A 16,531-nucleotide genomic window follows, 5' to 3' on the forward strand; every position below is an offset into this window, starting at 1 on the left:
CGGGAGGCATGGGGCATGCTCAGGGCAGACGAACCGCCGCGCGCGGCGGTGGTGGACGGCGATGCCGTCCGGGGTGCGGCGCTCGCGCAGCGCATGGCGCGGCGCGGCTACGGCGCGATGCCGTTCCATGGCGCCACCGGCCTGCTCAAGGCATTGCAGGGTGGCTGGCGCTTCGACCTGCTGCTGCTCCATCCCGAACACGAAACCGCCTGGGCCGACCTCTCGGCCGCCTGCCGGTTGCGGCGCATGCCGATGCTGCTGCTCGCGGAAGATTCGGCCTGGCGTACGCCGCCCGCGGTCGAGGCGCTGTGCCATGGCCACGGCCTGGTCGACTTCGCGCCGCTGCCGCTGGCCGGCCACGAACTCGAATGGCGCCTGCGCGCGCTGCTGTCGCGCTCGCGCACCCCGGCGCGGCCGGGCGCCGAAGCGCGGGAGCTGGTCTGCGGCGACTACCGCTTTCTCGAGGACGAACGGCTGGTGCTGCGGCGCGGGCGCGAGGTGCGCCTCGATCCGCGCGAATTCGACCTTGCGCTGATGCTGTTCCGCCACCTCGGCCAGCTGCTGACGCGCGAGTTCCTCTGGATCGCGCTGTGGAAGCGGCCGCCGCACGAGGGCGCCCGCGCGCTCAACATCGCGGCGGCCAGCGTGCGCAAGAAGCTCGCGCTGCAGGAGGATGGCGCTCTGGTGCTGCGCGCCGCCTACGGGCGCGGCTACATGCTGCAGGAAGTGCGCTCGCAGGCCGAGTTCGCCTGCGAGCCGGCCGGCTACGCCGAGGCCTGAAGGCTCCGGCGGCGGACCTCAGTTCTGGCGATCGGGATCGGGATAGACCAGCGGCCCCAGCAGGCCGCGGTTGAAGGGCTTCCAGCCGCCCTCGGGCTGCGACAGCCGGTCGGCCAGCGCATAGAGCACCGCGGGATGCGCGCCCAGGCCCAGGTGGCTCGCGATGACCTCGATGTTCTCGGACTTCGGTCCGGTCTTCTCGATGCTGCAGCGCCAGGCCACGACGCCGTCGGTGCGGCTGAAGATCGAGGTGGTGGGCACCGAGGGCGTGGGCTGCACGAACTTCATGCGGCGCGGGTCGTGCGAGCTCTGGCCGCTCACGCCTTCGTAGACGCGCCAGGCATTGGTGGCACGCGGGCTGCCCGAGAACGGGCTGCCCAGCGTGACCACGCTGCGCACCACACCGGGATGCGCCGACGCCAGCAACCGCGCATACACGCCGCCCAGGCTCCAGCCGACCAGGCTGACCTTCTGCCCGCTGTCGTCGTGCAGCTTGTGCAGCAGCTCGACCATGCCGTCCTCCACGCCTTCGCGCGGACCGAAGTTGCGGCCCAGGCCCCAGCCGTGCGCGTCGTAGCCGCGGCTCGCGAGGTAGCGGCGCAGCACCAGCGTGGAGGCATCGCCGGCCACCAGGCCCGGCAGCACCAGCACCGGATGGCCGTCGCCGCGCGGCGTGAGCTGCAGCAGCGGCCACATGGCGAGGCCCGCGCCGGTTTCCCAGAGCGCGCGGCCTTCGGCCAGCAGCAGCAGGCGCGAAGGCGGCGAGATGTGTTCACGGGTGGCGGTGGTCATGAGCGGGTCCTTTCTTGCGTGTCTCTGCGCTTCTGTTGGTTCTTCGTTGCAGTCTGGGGTTCCGCCACGCGGCCCCCCGTCGGACGGTGTCGTCTGTTATCCGAGGTATTTGGCCCTCAGGTAATCGAGGTAAGCCCTCGATTCGCCCGAAACATACGGGGAAACCAGGGTCAGCGTGTAGAAGGCCGCCAGTCCCGGATCGGCCTGCGCCAGCGCGTCGCGGCCCGGCACCAGCCGTTCGAACGACAGCCAGCAGGTGGTGGTGAACACCATCTGCAGCGCGAGGATGCGCGCCTGCTCGGCGCTGGTCTCGATCACGCCCGAGGCCACCAGCCCTTCGCACAGCGACTGGGCCGCCAGCAGGTTCTGCGCGGTCAGGGCCTGCGCGCGCTGGCCCAGCACCGGGTACTCGCTCGCGAGGAAGGCCATGTCGCGGTAGATGAAGCGGTACTCGTTGATCGCCTCGAAGCGCAGGTGCAGCGCGAGCCACAGGTCGTCGATGGCCGCGATGCCGGCCGAGGAGCCGTTGAGCGATTCGAGCCGCTGCTCGAAGCGCCGGAACAGCCACTCCACGATCAGCTGCTTGGCCTTGAAGTGGTAGTGCAGGTTGCCCGGGCTCATGCCGAGCTCGGCCGCGATCTTGTGGGTGGACACCGCCGCGAGCCCCTGCGCGTTGAACAGCGCGAGGCTGGTCAGCAGGATGCGGTCGCGCGTGGTGTTGGAGCCGGCCACTGGCGGTTCTGCGGGTCGTGCGGGGATCAGCGCTTGCCGCCGCGCGCGGCCTTCTCGAGCCGATCGAGCCGCTCGGCGAGCGCCGCGATCTGCGACTGCAGCGCCTGCACCTCCTCGGCCGTGGGCATGCCCAGGCGCTGCAGCGCGGTGGCCACGCGCTGGTCGAACACGTCCTCGAACTTGCGGATGCCGAAGCTGTCGAGACCCGGGAAGCCGCGCGTCAGCACGGCCTTGGCGCCGCTCGCTTCCTCGCCGCCCTTGCCGCCGATGCCCAAGAGGCCTTCGATCACGTTGGTGACGCTGGCCTGCCGCTTGGCGACGTCGTTGCGCACGGTGTCGAGCGCCTTGAGGCCGGCGCGCAGCAGGCCTTCGCCGGAGGATGCGGGCTTGGCCTTGGCGGCGGTGCGCTTGCGCGGCGCCGCCGTTTTTCTCGCCGCGGTATTGGCGCCGGCGGTCTTCTTCGCGGGCGTCGCCTTCTTCTTCAGTTCTGCGGGTTCATCGCGGCGGGTCGCCATGCATCGCTCCAGGGGAACTCGGTACCTTCGACGGTACCGCAAAAGAAAAAGGCGCCCGAAGGCGCCCGTGGAACTCAGGCCGCCTTGCGGGCGGCAGCGCGGCGAACCGGCTTCTTGACCGCGGCGGCCTTGGCCTTCACGGTGCGCACGGGCTTGGCTTCCTCGCTGCCCGCGACGCGGACTTCGATCTGCCTGGCACCGGCGGCGATGCGGTCGGCGATCTGCACCGACACGGTCGCGAAGGGCTGGTTCACGGCCGACAGCGCGTTGATCACCGAGGTGGCGACCGGCGACTCGACCTGGGCCACGCGGTTGGCAACCGATTCGATGCCGCTGGTGGTGCCGGTGGCGACACGGTCCATCACCGAGACGATGCGGCCGGTGTCGATCTCGAGGCGGTTGGCCAGGAAGCCGTTGACCTTGGCTTGCGCGCCGATCAGGTTGGCCTTGATCTTGTCGTTCACCAGCGGCAGCTCGCGCTGGCCGAGGAAGTCGCTGTAGCGCGAAGCGGCGCCGTCGAGCAGGCGCTGCACGCCGGTGCGGTAGGCACCGACCAGGGTCTTGCCGGCGTCGTTGTACTGGCCGATGACGTGGACGGCGGCGGAAGCGATGGAGGTTTGCGAGGTGGACATGGTTTGTTCCTGGAAGTTGATCGGTCGCGGGATTCGCGATGGGGTGATCTTCTTCCCGAGGGCCTAGGCCTGGAAAACTAGAAGCGTCGGAAAACTAGTCCAACTGCCCCAATTTTCCGGACCCGGGCGGTCCTCAAGCGGCGGCGGCCGCGGCGCGTGGCGCGCTCTTGCGCGCGGGAGCCTTGCGGGCGGGGGTCTTGGCGGCGGGCTTCGGAGCGGCCTTGGCAGCCGCCTTCTTCGCGGGCGCCTTCTTCGCCACCGGTGCCGGCGTCTTCTTCGCCGCGGCCTTGCGCGCCGGGGCCTTCTTCGCGGCAACCTTGGCCGCGGGCTCCGCGTCGGCGGGCGCCTCGACGACGGCCGCGGGCTTCGGCGCCGGCGCACCGGCCACCGACGGATGCTTCTGCGTCAGCTCCATCAGCAGCTTGTGCTCGGCCAGCAGGTAGTCGCCGATCTCGGTGATGTCGGGCACGGCGCGGCGGCAGGCGATCAGGCCGTAGTCCATGCGGCCGTTGTAGCTCTGCACCGTGACGTTGAGCGCGGTGCCGTGGCTCGCGATCGACACCGGGTAGTAGCAGGTGACCAGCGCGCCCGCGAAGTACATCGGGAACGGCGCGCCCGCCACGTTGGAGATCGCCACGTTGGCCGCCGGCGGCAGCATGTTGACCAGGCCCGAGCGGCCCACCATCGAAGCGATGCCCGACACCAGCCAGGGCGCGGCGAAGGTCGGGAAGTCGTCGAGGATCACGGCCTTGAAGCGGTTCATGGTCGACTTCGAGGCGGTCGACGAGGCATTGATGGCCTTGAGCCGCTGCAGCGGATCGGTGATGTCGGTGGCCAGGCTCACGAGGATCATGCTGGCCTGGTTGTTGGCCGTGTCGTCGCCGGCCTCGCGCAGGCTCACGGGCACGCCCGCCACCAGCGGCTTGGCCGGCAGCTCGTTGTTGTCGGCCAGGTAGTGGCGCAGCGCGCCGGCCACGGTGGCCATCACCACGTCGTTGAGCGACACGCCGAAGTGCTTGGCGATGTACTTGGTCTCGGCCAGCGAGATGGTGCGGCCCGCGAAGGTGCGCTGGTTGGTGATCGAGACGTTGAGCGAGGTGCGCGGCGCGAACAGATTGAACTTCTTCGGCGCCGTGGTCGTGAGCTTCTCGGCCGCCTTCTCGTCGGGCTTGGCCAGCCCGCTGATGGCGCGCACGATGGCCGGCGCCATCTTGAACAGCTTGACGTACTGCTGCGCCGTGTTGCGCAGCGCGGCGCTCGCGAGCTCGGCCATGCCGAGCTGGTAGCCGCTGCCGCGCGGACGCGAGCGCGGCGGCTTCACCACGCGGCCCGTGGCCTCGAGGTCGAAGATGGCCTTGCCCACTTCCACGCCGGCCTGCCCGTCGATGCCCGCGTGGTGCACCTTGGTGTAGAGCGCGACCTGGCCGCTCTTCAGGCCATCGATGATGTAGAACTCCCACATCGGCCGGCTGCGGTCGATCAGCGAGGAATGCAGCCGTGCGACGTACTGCTGCAGCTGCCGGTTGGTGCCGGGCCGCGGCAGCGAGATGTGGCGCACGTGGTAGTCGAGGTCGATGTCGTCGTCCTCCACCCACACCGGGTTGGTCATGTCGAAGGGCATCAGCGCGAGCTTGCGCGTGAACACGTCGGCCAGGTGGATGCGGCTGGCCATGAACTGCTTGGCGTCCTCGTAGAAGTCGCCCTTGTAGCCCTTGGGCAGGTCGAGCACGTTGAGCGAGCCCACGTGCATCGGCATCTCCGGTGTTTCCAGATGCAGGAAGGTGGCATCGAGACCGCTCAGGTGTTTCATGTGTTGTGTCTCCTAGGTCGTGGAATGCCGTCGCATTCGGCTTCGGCAGGATACCGTGCGGCCGCTGCGCCGGGGGGCCGCGCCCTTCAGTGTTTCCACCGGGGAGCGCACCCGGGTTTGCACCGAGCGATGTTCTGGGACCGGCCACGGGTAATGCGAAAGGTCCATCCGACCCGGGGCCTTCACGGTGCGTTCGTACACTGTGCCCATGACCTCTTCCCCCCGCCCGCAAGCGCAAGACCAAGACCCCTTCCTCTGGCTCGAGGACATCGACGGCACGCAGTCCCTCGACTGGGCCAAGGCCCGCAACGCCGAGACGGTGCAGCGCCACGCGCAGTCGGCGCGCTTCAAGCAGATCGAGCAGGGCCTGCTCGAGGTGCTCGACTCCGACGACCGCATCCCGATGGTCTACAAGGTCGACTCCCTTTACTACAACTTCTGGCGCGACAAGGCCCATCCCAAGGGCCTGTGGCGCCGCACCACGCTCGCCGAATACCGCAAGCCGCAGCCGGCCTGGGAGACGGTGCTCGACCTCGACGCACTGGCCGCGGCCGAGGGCGAGAACTGGGTCTGGCACGGCGCCGACTGGCTCTACCCCGGCTATGGCCGCTGCCTGGTCTCGCTCTCGCGCGGCGGCGCCGATGCCGACGTGGTGCGCGAGTTCGACCCGGTGCGCAAGGCCTTCGTCGAGGGCGGCTTCGCGCTGCCCGAGGCCAAGAACACGGTGGCCTGGAAGGACATCGACCACCTCTACGTGGCAACCGACTTCGGCCCGGGCTCGATGACCACCTCGAGCTATCCGCGCATCGTGAAGGAATGGAAGCGCGGCACGCCGCTGGCCGAGGCCGTCACGGTCTACGAGGCCGACACCGAGGACCTCTCGGCCTCGGGCTGGCGCGATGCCACGCCGGGCTTCGAGCGCGACTTCGTCTCGCGCGCCATCGACTTCTACGACAGCGAGACCTGGGTACGCGCGGCCGACGGCACGCTCGCCAGGATCGAGGTGCCCGACGACGCGGTGGTCGACGTCACGCGCGAATGGCTGCTGATCGAGCCGCGCAGCGACTGGGAGGTGGGCGGCGCCAGCTACAAGGCCGGCTCGCTGCTGGCCGCGAACTTCGACGCCTACATGGCCGGCGCGCGCGAACTCACGCTGCTGTTCGAGCCCACCGACACCAGCGCGCTCGACAGCCATTCGTGGACGCGCCATCACCTGATCGTGAACGCGATGCACGATGTGGTGAACCGCATCGAGGTGCTCACGCCGCCAGCGGACGGCAAGGGCCCGTGGCAACGCGAGAGCCTGGGCGGCGCGCCCGCGCTGTCGACCATCGCGGCCGGCGCCATCGACGAGGACGAGAACGACGACTACTTCCTCACCGTGAGCGGCTTCCTGCAGCCGACCACGCTCTACATCGGCACCCTGGGCCAGGGCGAGGCCGAGCCGCTCAAGCACAGCCCGGGCTTCTTCGATGCCTCGCGCTACACGGTCAGCCAGCACTTCGCGCGCTCGCTGGACGGCACGCGCGTGCCCTACTTCGAGATCGCGCCCAGGGACCTGGTGGCCAACGGCCGCAACCCCACCCTGCAGTACGCCTACGGCGGCTTCGAGATCTCGCTCACGCCCAGCTACAGCGGCGGCATCGGCCGCGCCTGGCTCGAGCAGGGCGGCGTGTACGTGGTGGCCAACATCCGCGGCGGCGGCGAGTACGGCCCGCGCTGGCACCAGGCCGCGCTGCAGCAGAACCGCCTGCGCAGCAGCGAGGACTTCGCCGCGGTATCGCAGGACCTGATCGCGCGCGGCATCACCTCGCCCGCGCACCTGGGCGCCATGGGCGGCAGCAACGGCGGCCTGCTGATGGGCAACATGCTCACGCGCCATCCGGAGCTCTATGGCGCGATCGTGAGCGAGGTGGCGCTGCTCGACATGCGCCGCTACACGCAGCTGTCGGCCGGCGCCTCGTGGATCGCCGAATACGGCGACCCCGAAGTGCCCGAGGAGTGGGAATGGATCCGCCACTTCTCGCCCTACGAGAACGCGAAGCCCGACGCCAAGTACCCGCCCTCGCTGTTTACCACCTCGACGCGCGACGACCGCGTGGGCCCGGTGCATGCGCGCAAGATGCATGCGAAGCTGGCCGCGCAAGGCCACGACACGGCCTTCTACGAGAACCTCGAGGGCGGCCACAGCGCGGCCTCGGACAACAAGCAGTCCGCCTTCATGGACGCGCTGGGCTACGCCTACCTCTGGGACCACATCGCCTGAGCGGCGACGCGCGTCAGCCGCTGTCGCGCGGCGACTCGCCCAGGCCGTAGGGCCGTTCGTCGCGCCACGGGGGCAGGCGCCGCTCGCGGCGGTCCAGCCGCTCGCGCAGCTCGGCGCAGGTCATCGGCCGGCCCGTGCTGTAGCGGCCATCCCGGCAGGGATCGCTGCGCCAGCGCTCGGAGCGGCGCAACGCCTCCTCGCGGTCGAGCTGGCGCAACAGCTCGCCGCAGCTCATCGCGCGGCCCTGGCTGTAGCGGCCATCGTGGCAGGGGTCGTGGACCGGCGGCGGCGCGTCGAAACCCGACACCACCTCGGCCGCCGCGACCGACGCGAGCATCAGCGACAGCGCCAGGACGATCGCCTCCGGCAGCAGGGTGGTCTGGACATGAAGGACATGCATGCGGTGCTCCTTGGCAGATGACCCGCGATCGCGGGCCTGACGCCAGCATCGGCCGCCAACATGGAGCCAGCATTGCGTCGCGCGGGGTGCGCGCACGCAACACTCGCGCAATCCAGCCTCCCTACAGTGCGGCACGCCGGAGCTCCGGCGCCGCCCTGAAAGGAACACGCGCGTGCGCATCCTGCTGCTGGAAGACGAACCCGAAATGGCCTCGGTGCTGCTCACCGCGCTGCACCGGCGCGGCATCCTGGTCGACCATGCCGCGACGCTGGCCGACGGCGCGCGCCATGTCGAGGCCACGCCCTACGACGCGCTGGTGCTCGACCGCCGGCTGCCCGACGGCGACGGCCTCGCGCTGGTGGCGCGGCTGCGCGCCGCCGGCGATCCCGTGCCGGTGCTGATGCTCACGGCACGCGATGCGCTCGACGAGCGCGTGCGCGGCCTCGACGCGGGCGCCGACGACTACCTGGGCAAGCCCTTCGCGGTCGAGGAACTGCTGGCGCGGCTGCGCGCGCTGCTGCGGCGCCCGGCCGAGACCCGGCAGGAGCTGCTGCAGGTCGCGCGCCTGCGCTTCGACCTCGCGCACCGCGAAGCCAGCGTGGCGGGGCATCGCATGGAGCTGCCGCGACGCGAGCTGCTGGCGCTGGAGCTGCTGATGCGCCGCGGCGGCCGCACCGTGCTGCGCGAGGCGCTGGAACGCGCGGTGTTCGGCTTCGACGTCGAGATCCAGTCGAACGCGCTGGACACCCACGTCTCGCGGCTGCGCCGGAAGCTCGCGGACACCGGCGCCGGCGTCGAGATCTGCGGCATCCGCGGCGTGGGCTACCTGCTGCGGGCCGTGCCATGAGCACGGCGGCGAACGCGGCGCCTTCCTCACTCAAGCGCCGCCTGGTCCGCCGGCTGGTGCTGCTGCAGGCGGCGATCCAGCTGCTGGTGATCGGCGCCCTGGTGGCCACGGGGCACCTGATCAACTTCAGCTCGCCCGAGAACACCGTCGAGATATTGCAGGAGGCGGTGATGCGCGGGGCCGACGGCCGCCTCGCGGTGCGCGCGACGCCGCGGCTCGCCGCGCTGCGCGAGGCGCAGCCGCCGCTGTGGTTCTCGGTGCGAGATCGCCAGGGCGGCCGGCTGGTCGAGGGCCGCATCCCGGACGAATTCGCCCACATCGACGCCACGCTCGACGGCGTGGGGCAGGCCCGGCTGGGCTGGAACATGGGCGATCCGCCGCGGCAGTCGGCGCGCATGCGCTGGGTCGACTCCGCCGCCGGCCCGGTGCAGATCCTCACCGGCGCCGACAGCCCGATCACCTGGCGCAACCTCGGCCTGTCGCTGCTGCTGGTGCTGCTCGAGGTGGTGCTGCCGATCCTGGCGATCACCGTGGCGGCCACGCTGCTGGCCAGCCACGTGGTGGTGCGGCGCACGCTCTCGGGCCTGCACGCCATCGTGGCGCGCGCCGGCCAGATCGACGCCGAGCAGCGCGGCGTGCGATTGCCGCTGGCCGAGGTGCCGGCCGAGGTGGCGACGCTGGTGGGTGCCTTCAACGATGCCCTGCAGCGGCTGGACGACGGCCATGCGCGGCAGGAGCGCTTCCTGGCCGACGCGGCGCACGAGCTGCGCACGCCGATCGCGATCCTTCACACGCGCATCGAGAACCTGGCCGAGGGCGCCGAACGCACGCGGCTGCTGGCCGATGCCGCGCGGCTGTCGGTGCTGGCGGGACAGCTGCTCGACCTGCAGCGCATGAAGGTCCATGGCGCGGGGCGCCAGCGCATCGACCTGGTGGCGCTGGCGCGCGAGGTGGTGGCCGAGATGGCGCCGCTGGCGCTCGCCGCGGGCTACGAGGTCTCGTTCGAGCCGCTGGCCGCGCGCGTGGAGATCGAAGGCGACCGCGACGCGATCGCGCGCGCGCTGGCCAACCTGGTGCGCAACGCGATCGAGCACGCGGGCGGCATGGGAGCCGTGACGGTGCGGGTGATGCCGCCGGGCGACATCGAGGTCATCGACGACGGCCCCGGCATCCCGGCCGCGCTGCGCGAACAGATCTTCAAGCCCTTCCACCGCGGGCATGCGACCGGGCCCGGCGCCGGGCTCGGCCTGAGCCTGGTGCAGGAGATCGCGCGCCTGCATGGCGGCGAGGTCACGGTGCACGACGCGCCGGGCGGCGGCGCGCTGTTCCGGCTGCGGCTGCGGCTGCGGCCCGGGCGAAGCGGCGAGGCGCCGGCATGAAGGCCGCGCGCCGCTGGCTGCCGTGGCTGCTGTGGCCGGCGCTCTACGCCGCGGGCCTGCTGGCCGCGGCGGCGGCCTTCGCGAGCGCGGCGCCGCTGGTGTGGTTCAACGCGGCCTACCTCTCGCTCGCGCTGGCCATCGCGCTGCTCGAACGCTGGCTGCCGCACGAGCCGCGCTGGCTCGCGGACGACGGCCAGACGCCCTGCGACCTGGCCCACACGCTGCTGACCAAGGGCGCGGCCCAGGTCGTGGCCGCGCTCGCGGCGAGCCTGCCGCTGGCCGGTGCGATGGCGCTGCGGCCCTCGGCGCACGGCACGGCCTGGCCCCTGCACTGGCCGCTGGCCGCGCAGGTGGTGCTCGCGCTCGCGGTGGTGGAACTGGGCCTCTACATCGCGCACCGCGGCGCGCACGAATGGCCGCCGCTGTGGCGCTTCCATGCGCTGCATCACGGCGTGCGGCGGCTGTGGGTGGCGAACACCGGCCGCTTCCACGTGGTCGACAGCGCCTTCAAGGCCCTGCTCGGGCAACTGCCGCTGTACCTGCTGGGCGCGCCGCTCGCGGTGTTCCTGTGGGTGGGCGCGGTGACGGCCGTCACCGGCCTGCTGACCCACTGCAACATCGAGCTGCGCACCGGCTGGCTCGACCGCGTCTTCGGCACGCCGGCGCTGCACCGCTGGCACCATTCGCGCTCGCCGGCCGAGGGCAACCGCAACTACGGCGAGAACCTGGTGCTGTGGGACCTGCTGTTCGGCACCTGGTACCGCCCGGCGCGGCGGCCGCCGGCGGACATCGGCATCGACGGCGAGATCGCGGCCGGCTTCCTGGCGCAACTGGCGCAGCCCTTCACCGCGTCGGGCACGCGGCGGATCATGGGCCTGTCACCGGTTCCTCGGCACAATGGTCCGCCGAGCCCCCCGGATGCCGGGGACCGGATCGGCAGGACATGAAGGCCCACGCATGAACCTCACCCTCGAACTGATCGGCGCTCCCACCGACGTCGGCGCCAGCGTGCGCGGCGCGGGCATGGGCCCCGACGCACTGCGCGTGGCGGGGCTGGCGGAGGCGCTGGTGCGCCAGGGCTTCGCGCTGGTCGACCGCGGCAACCTCGCGGGCCCGGCCACGCCCTGGGCGCCGCCGGCCAACGGGCTGCGCCATCTCGACGAAGTGATCGCCTGGAACCGCGCCGTGTACGCGGCGGTCGACGAGGTGCTGGGCGCGGGCCACGTGCCGCTGATGCTGGGCGGCGACCACTGCCTGGCGATCGGCTCGATCAGCGCGGTGGCCTGGCATGCGCGCAAGCGCGGCCGCAAGCTGCGCGTGCTGTGGCTCGACGCGCACTCCGACGTCAACACCGAGACCACCAGCCCCAGCGGCAACCTGCACGGCATGCCGGTGTCGTGCCTGCTGGGCCACGGGCCCGCTGTGCTGACCGGCTGGAGCGGCGAACGCGCGGCGCTGCCGCCCGAGGCGATCCGCTTCATCGGCATCCGCAGCGTCGATGCCGACGAGAAGGAGGCCATCCGCACGCTGGGCCTCAACGTGTTCGACATGCGCCACATCGACGAGCACGGCATGCGCACCACCATGACCGAGGCGCTGCAGGACGTGGACGAGGACACGCACCTGCACGTGAGCTTCGACCTCGACTGCCTCGACCCGAACATCGCGCCCGGCGTGGGCACCGGCGTGCGCGGCGGGCCGACCTACCGCGAGATGCAGCTGTGCATGGAGATGATCGCCGACACCGGCCGGCTCGGCTCGGTCGACGTGGTCGAACTCAATCCCGCGCTCGACGTGCGCAACCAGACGGCCGAGATCGCGGTGGAACTGATCGAGAGCCTGTTCGGCAAATCCACGCTGGTGCGTTAGGCCGCGGCGCGCGTGGCCTGCAGCGCGCGCAGATCTTCCAGCAGCAGCGCGAGCGGTGCCGCCAGCAGCGGCCGGGCCGCGTCGTCGCGCGACGCATGGCGCGCGGCGAGCCGCTCGAGCACCGACAGGTCGGGCGCCATGGCCTTGCCTTCGAGCGCGTCCGCCAGCGCGGCGAGCGCGCCGGCCGAGGCGCGCGCGGCCTTCGCGGTCTCGTCGTGAGAGGCCGGCTGCTGCTGCCCGATGGCACGGCCGAGCAGCGCCACGTCCTGCATCAGCCGCGCCATGGTGCGCGCGCGCTGCCGGTGCGCGTCCTTCGGCGCACCGACCGTGCGGTGGCGCCAGGGCCAGCGCGATTCGAGGTCGGCGCCGCCCGCGAGCACCGTGAGTCGCGCCAGCGCGGCGCGGGCACGTTCGCCGTCGCTCTCGGGCGCATCGCCGGCGGCCAGCGCCAGCAACCGCTTCGCCATGCCGCGCAGCAGGGCCGCGCAGCCCGCGTCGAAGCGCGCGCCGGCCCGGTACTCGGCCGTCACCAGCGCCATCGCGAGCGCCACGCCCACGCCGATGCCCATCTGCGCCATGCGCAGCAGCGCCACCTGCAACGCCGAATGGCCGGGCAGGCTGCCGGCCGAGAGAATGATCAGCGCCGCCACCGGCGCGCTGCGCAGCCCCGGCACGGCGGCGCCGACGAAGGCCAGCAGCAGCACGATCGCGAGCGCGTCGGCCTGCATCGGCACGCCATGGTGCGCGAGCCACACGCCCGAGAGCCCGGCCAGCGCGCCCGCGAAGGTGCCGCGCACGCGGTCCCAGCCGGCCTCGAGCGTGGAACCGGCGCTCGGCCGCATCACGATCAGCACGCTCATCACGGCCCAGAAGCTCTCGGGCAGTCCCACCAGGCGCGACACGCCCCAGGCGATGGCGACCGCCGCCGCGAGCTGCGCGCCCGCGCGCCAGCGGCCAGGCTCGCGCAGGAAGGCGAGGCGGTCCGTGAACGAGAGGCTGGCCATGGGTCAGCCGCGGTTGGGCGACGAGGGCACCGGAAAGGTGGTGGCCGGGCCCGGCGTAGCGGCGGGTGCCGGCGGCGCGGGCTCGGGCAGGTCCTCGGGCTCTTCCGCACCCGGCTCCTGGCCTTCGAGGAAGCGGTCGAGCAGCGCGAAGAAGCGGTCGTAGAAGCGCTCGTCGGTCAGCGTCTGGCTGGCCACCTTGACCATCGCGTCGTCGCTGCCCGTCAGCGGCAGCGACAGCGAGCCGAAGGCGCCCACGCCCAGGCTCGCCGAGTTGTTGACCTTCTTGAGGCCGTAGCGGTCCTGCAGTGCGGTCGCGAAGGCCACCGTGCTCTTCGGCCTGGCGCCCTTGCCGCCCCGGCCGCCCTCGGCCGCGCAGACCACGCGGAACTCGACCTCCACATGCACCTCGGCCGCGGGCTGGAAGCTCTTGCGGGCCGTCACCAGGTCGGCATTGGCGGCCGTGACCATGTAGCCCTGGCTCAGCAGCGCGCGGCGCGCGGCCTCGCAGGTCTGGGCCTCGGTGGCCTCGTAGCTGCGCGTGTGGGTGGTGGTGGAGTCGAACTCCTCGGTTTCGTAGGAGACGCGGCGCGAGCCGCCGCTGCCGCAGCCCGCGAGCACCAGCGCCGACAGCAGCGCCAGGACGAGGACGGAAGGACGGGGGCGAAGGGAGATCGAAGGCAGGGTCGGCATGGCGTGGCGGATGCTAACCGGCGGGCTGCCGGCCCGGCTTCGAGCGCGATGAGCAGCCGCGCGTTCCCGGGGATCAGCCAGCGGTCAGGAAAGCACGACGACGTGGTGCGCCCGCGCGCGCGTGGCCGCGATCAGCCGCGCGTTCGGCGCATCGGTCTGCGCCACCCACGCGCGCGCCGCCTCGGCGCTGCGGCCGAACTGCTCGTGCCGGCGCACCAGCCGCGCCTCGCGCAACGCGTCGTCGATGTCCACGTACCAGACCTCGTCGAGCAGCGCCGCCGCGCCGGCCCAGGGCCCGCCGTCGTGCAGCAGGTAGTTGCCCTCGGTGATCACGAGCTGCGTCTCGGGCAGCACCGCGATCGCGCCCGCCACCGGCTCCTCGATCTCGCGCCGGAACTCGGGCGCATAGACGATGTCGCCGCCGGGCCGCTGTTCGCGCAGCCGCCGCAGCAGCGCCACGTAGCCGGCGCTGTCGAAGGTGTCGGGTGCGCCCTTGCGGTCGGCGCGGCCGAGCCGGCGCAGCTCGACGTTGGCGAGGTGGAAACCGTCCATCGGCACCACCTGCGCGCGCTCGGCGCCGAGCGCGTCGCGCAGCAGCGCCGCGAGCGTGGACTTGCCGGCGCCGGGGGCGCCGACGAGGCCGAGCAGCTTGCGCTGGCCGCCGGCCGTGAGGGACCGCAGACGCGCGAGGCTGTCGGCGGGGAGCGAGAGAGGAGGCTGCGAAGGGGAAATGCTCATCCCCCGAGCGTAGCCGCGCGCGCCGTCAAAAAAACATCAGGGATACAGGCCGCGCTCCTGCCGCGCCATCAGGATCCGCTCGCAGGCCACCGCGTAGGTCGCGGTGCGCAAGGTGATCTTGTGCTTGTCGGCCGTGTCCCAGATCTGGTTGAGGGCGTTCATCATGATGCGATCGAGGCGCACGTTGATCTCGTCCTCGTCCCAGAAGAAGGACGAGAAGTCCTGCACCCACTCGAAGTAGCTGACGGTCACGCCGCCGGCATTGCAGATCACGTCGGGCACCACCAGCACGCCGCGCTCGGCGAGGATGTCGTCGGCCTGCGGCACGGTGGGGCCGTTGGCGCCCTCGAGCACCAGCTTGGCGGTGGTCTTCTTCGCGCGCTCGGCCGTGATCTGGCCTTCGAGCGCGGCGGGGATCAGGATGTCGCAGCCGACGCTCCAGAAGTCCTCGTTCGGCACGATGTCGCCGCCGGCCTTGAAGCCGACCACGCCGTCGGTGCGCGAGATCGGCACCAGCTTCGCGAGGTCGAGACCCTTGTCGTTGACGATGGTGCCGGTGTGGTCCTGCACCGCGACGATCTTCGCGCCGGCCTCGGCGAACAGTTCGGCCGCGACCGAGCCCACGTTGCCGAAGCCCTGCACCGCGATGCGCGCGCCGCGCAGGTCGAGGCCGAGGCGGCGCGCGGCTTCGCGGCCGGTGACGAACACGCCGCGGCCGGTGGCCTTGACGCGGCCCAGCGAACCGCCCAGGTGCAGCGGCTTGCCGGTGACCACGCCGGTGGCGGTGCCGCCGACGTTCATCGAGTACGTGTCCATCATCCACGCCATGATCTGGCCGTTGGTGTTGACGTCGGGCGCGGGGATGTCGGTGTGCGGGCCGATGATGATGCCGATCTCGCTGGTGTAGCGGCGCGTGATCTTCTCGAGCTCGTTCTGCGACAGCTTCTTCGGGTCGACGCGGATGCCGCCCTTGGCGCCGCCGTACGGCAGGTTGACGGCGGCCGTCTTGATGGTCATCCAGGCCGACAGGGCCATCACTTCCTCGAGCGTGACGTCGGGGTGGAAGCGCACGCCGCCCTTGCCCGGGCCGCGGCTCATGTTGTGCTGCACGCGGTAGCCCTCGAAGTGGGCGATGGTGCCGTCGTCCATCTCGATCGGCACGTCGACGATCAGCGCGCGCTTGGGGCGCTTGAGGGTTTCGACCCAGCGGGCGAGCGGGCCCAGGTAGGGCACCACGCGATCGACCTGCGACAGGTAGGTGCCCCAGGGGCTGTTGGCCGTCGGCGCGACGAAGGAGAGTTTTTCGCTCATGAGAGTCCCTTGGTTGGAATGATGGCCGAACGATAGTCCCGTCCCGCGCGCCGCGCCATGGCTTATGCATGCCGCGACGGGCGGTTATGCAAGAGTCGCTTGACGCCCCCGCGCGGGGCTTTCCTGCTGCGGTGCGGCAGATGACGAAATCGTCATCAACGGGTTATCGATCGCCGGTTTGCGTTCCCTAGAGTCGGTGGCAAGGAAAGACGAAGACCACGCGGCCCACCGGCCCGCTTCGCTCCCACCGGGTTCAACCACCACGTCCCACCACTGAAAGGAACGACGACATGAAGACCTCGCAACACCGCACCGCCCGCACCACCCGCCTGCTGGGCACCGCCGCCTTCGCCGCGCTGCTGGCCGCCACCGCCGCGCCGAGCTTCGCGGGCAACTACGCCGAGGGCGATCCGCGCCCCGCATCGTTCAGCTCGTCGACGACGCGCGAAGCCGTGACGGCCGAGGCGCGCCAATGGCTCAAGACCGCGCCCACGCAGGGCTACACCGACGGCACGCCGCAGCAGCCGGTGGCCACGGTGTCGGCCAACAGCCGCGCCGCGGTGGCCGCCGACACGCGGCTGTGGATGCAGTCGGGCCTGGCCGCGAAGCAGTCGGGCGAAGCGGGTGCCGACCCGACCCGCGCGGGCTATCGCCAGGCACAGGCCGAGTACACGCGGCTGCGCGCCAGCCCGGCCTACGGCGCGCTGATCGAGCAGCTCGATCGCCAGGCCGCCGCGCACGGCCAGAGCACGGTGCGCTGAGGTCG

The 16,531-nt window shown here is 71.6% G+C and carries 17 protein-coding genes; 7 read left to right on the forward strand and 10 right to left on the reverse strand.

Annotation, left to right across the window (positions count from 1 at the left end; genetic code table 11):
• Nucleotides 1-15: 15 nt before the first annotated feature.
• Nucleotides 16-780 carry a winged helix-turn-helix domain-containing protein gene (locus AC1HIL_RS01215; RefSeq protein WP_479670963.1) on the forward strand — a complete coding sequence of 255 codons (765 nt, stop codon included), beginning with the start codon at nt 16-18 and terminating at the stop codon, nt 778-780.
• Between the two features lie 18 nt (nt 781-798).
• On the opposite strand, the gene AC1HIL_RS01220 is transcribed toward AC1HIL_RS01215, so the two are convergent.
• The 5 genes from AC1HIL_RS01220 to AC1HIL_RS01240 all read right to left on the reverse strand — a co-directional run bounded on the left by AC1HIL_RS01220 (nt 799) and on the right by AC1HIL_RS01240 (nt 5,261).
• A complete protein-coding gene (locus AC1HIL_RS01220) occupies nt 799-1,572 on the reverse strand; it encodes an esterase/lipase family protein (RefSeq protein ID WP_057594030.1) in 774 nt (257 codons plus the stop codon).
• Nucleotides 1,573-1,668: 96 nt separating this feature from the next.
• On the reverse strand, nt 1,669-2,304 hold the full coding sequence (locus AC1HIL_RS01225; RefSeq protein WP_057594029.1) for a TetR/AcrR family transcriptional regulator: 636 nt from the start codon (nt 2,302-2,304) through the stop codon (nt 1,669-1,671).
• A gap of 26 nt (nt 2,305-2,330) precedes the next feature.
• Nucleotides 2,331-2,819 carry a phasin family protein gene (locus AC1HIL_RS01230; RefSeq protein ID WP_479670964.1) on the reverse strand — a complete coding sequence of 163 codons (489 nt, stop codon included), beginning with the start codon at nt 2,817-2,819 and terminating at the stop codon, nt 2,331-2,333.
• 74 nt (nt 2,820-2,893) lie between these two features.
• Nucleotides 2,894-3,451, reverse strand: coding sequence for a hypothetical protein (locus AC1HIL_RS01235; RefSeq protein ID WP_057594027.1), 558 nt, complete (start codon nt 3,449-3,451; stop codon nt 2,894-2,896).
• 133 nt (nt 3,452-3,584) lie between these two features.
• Complete coding sequence (locus AC1HIL_RS01240) at nt 3,585-5,261, reverse strand: WS/DGAT/MGAT family O-acyltransferase (protein ID WP_479670965.1); 1,677 nt, start codon at nt 5,259-5,261, stop codon at nt 3,585-3,587.
• A 208-nt stretch (nt 5,262-5,469) separates the two neighbouring features.
• Here AC1HIL_RS01240 and AC1HIL_RS01245 point away from each other — a divergent pair, with 208 nt between their 5' ends.
• A complete protein-coding gene (locus AC1HIL_RS01245) occupies nt 5,470-7,527 on the forward strand; it encodes a prolyl oligopeptidase family serine peptidase (RefSeq protein WP_479670966.1) in 2,058 nt (685 codons plus the stop codon).
• 13 nt (nt 7,528-7,540) lie between these two features.
• Here the strand turns inward: AC1HIL_RS01245 and AC1HIL_RS01250 are convergent, their stop codons facing one another.
• A complete protein-coding gene (locus AC1HIL_RS01250) occupies nt 7,541-7,927 on the reverse strand; it encodes a hypothetical protein (RefSeq protein ID WP_479670967.1) in 387 nt (128 codons plus the stop codon).
• Nucleotides 7,928-8,099: 172 nt separating this feature from the next.
• Between AC1HIL_RS01250 and AC1HIL_RS01255 the strand changes: the two genes are divergently transcribed.
• Genes AC1HIL_RS01255 through rocF form a run of 4 tightly spaced genes read left to right on the forward strand, consistent with a single transcriptional unit; the run spans nt 8,100 to nt 12,022 of the window.
• Nucleotides 8,100-8,774, forward strand: coding sequence for a response regulator transcription factor (locus AC1HIL_RS01255; RefSeq protein WP_479670968.1), 675 nt, complete (start codon nt 8,100-8,102; stop codon nt 8,772-8,774).
• On the forward strand, nt 8,771-10,153 hold the full coding sequence (locus AC1HIL_RS01260; protein ID WP_479670969.1) for a sensor histidine kinase: 1,383 nt from the start codon (nt 8,771-8,773) through the stop codon (nt 10,151-10,153). The genes AC1HIL_RS01255 and AC1HIL_RS01260 overlap by 4 nt, the downstream gene beginning before the upstream one ends.
• Nucleotides 10,150-11,100, forward strand: coding sequence for a sterol desaturase family protein (locus AC1HIL_RS01265; RefSeq protein WP_479670970.1), 951 nt, complete (start codon nt 10,150-10,152; stop codon nt 11,098-11,100). Before AC1HIL_RS01260 ends, AC1HIL_RS01265 begins: the two co-directional genes overlap by 4 nt.
• Before the next feature lie 10 nt (nt 11,101-11,110).
• The gene (gene rocF / locus AC1HIL_RS01270) at nt 11,111-12,022 is read left to right on the forward strand and encodes an arginase (protein WP_057594021.1); all 912 of its coding nucleotides are present in this window, start codon (nt 11,111-11,113) and stop codon (nt 12,020-12,022) included.
• On the opposite strand, the gene AC1HIL_RS01275 is transcribed toward rocF, so the two are convergent.
• From AC1HIL_RS01275 to AC1HIL_RS01290, 4 genes are all read right to left on the reverse strand, one after another.
• A complete protein-coding gene (locus AC1HIL_RS01275) occupies nt 12,019-13,026 on the reverse strand; it encodes an FUSC family protein (protein ID WP_479670971.1) in 1,008 nt (335 codons plus the stop codon). The genes rocF and AC1HIL_RS01275 overlap by 4 nt on opposite strands.
• A gap of 3 nt (nt 13,027-13,029) precedes the next feature.
• Nucleotides 13,030-13,716, reverse strand: coding sequence for a DUF2242 domain-containing protein (locus AC1HIL_RS01280; RefSeq protein WP_479670972.1), 687 nt, complete (start codon nt 13,714-13,716; stop codon nt 13,030-13,032).
• Between the two features lie 84 nt (nt 13,717-13,800).
• Nucleotides 13,801-14,454, reverse strand: a complete 654-nt coding sequence (locus tag AC1HIL_RS01285; protein WP_057594018.1) for a nucleoside/nucleotide kinase family protein — start codon at nt 14,452-14,454, stop codon at nt 13,801-13,803.
• 36 nt (nt 14,455-14,490) lie between these two features.
• The gene (locus AC1HIL_RS01290; RefSeq protein ID WP_057594017.1) at nt 14,491-15,765 is read right to left on the reverse strand and encodes a Glu/Leu/Phe/Val family dehydrogenase; all 1,275 of its coding nucleotides are present in this window, start codon (nt 15,763-15,765) and stop codon (nt 14,491-14,493) included.
• 290 nt (nt 15,766-16,055) lie between these two features.
• On the opposite strand from AC1HIL_RS01290, the gene AC1HIL_RS01295 reads away from it, so the two are divergent.
• Nucleotides 16,056-16,526 carry a hypothetical protein gene (locus tag AC1HIL_RS01295; RefSeq protein ID WP_296730804.1) on the forward strand — a complete coding sequence of 157 codons (471 nt, stop codon included), beginning with the start codon at nt 16,056-16,058 and terminating at the stop codon, nt 16,524-16,526.
• Nucleotides 16,527-16,531 lie beyond the last annotated feature (5 nt).

It is taken from the genome of Variovorax sp. ISS6, from assembly GCF_056523145.1.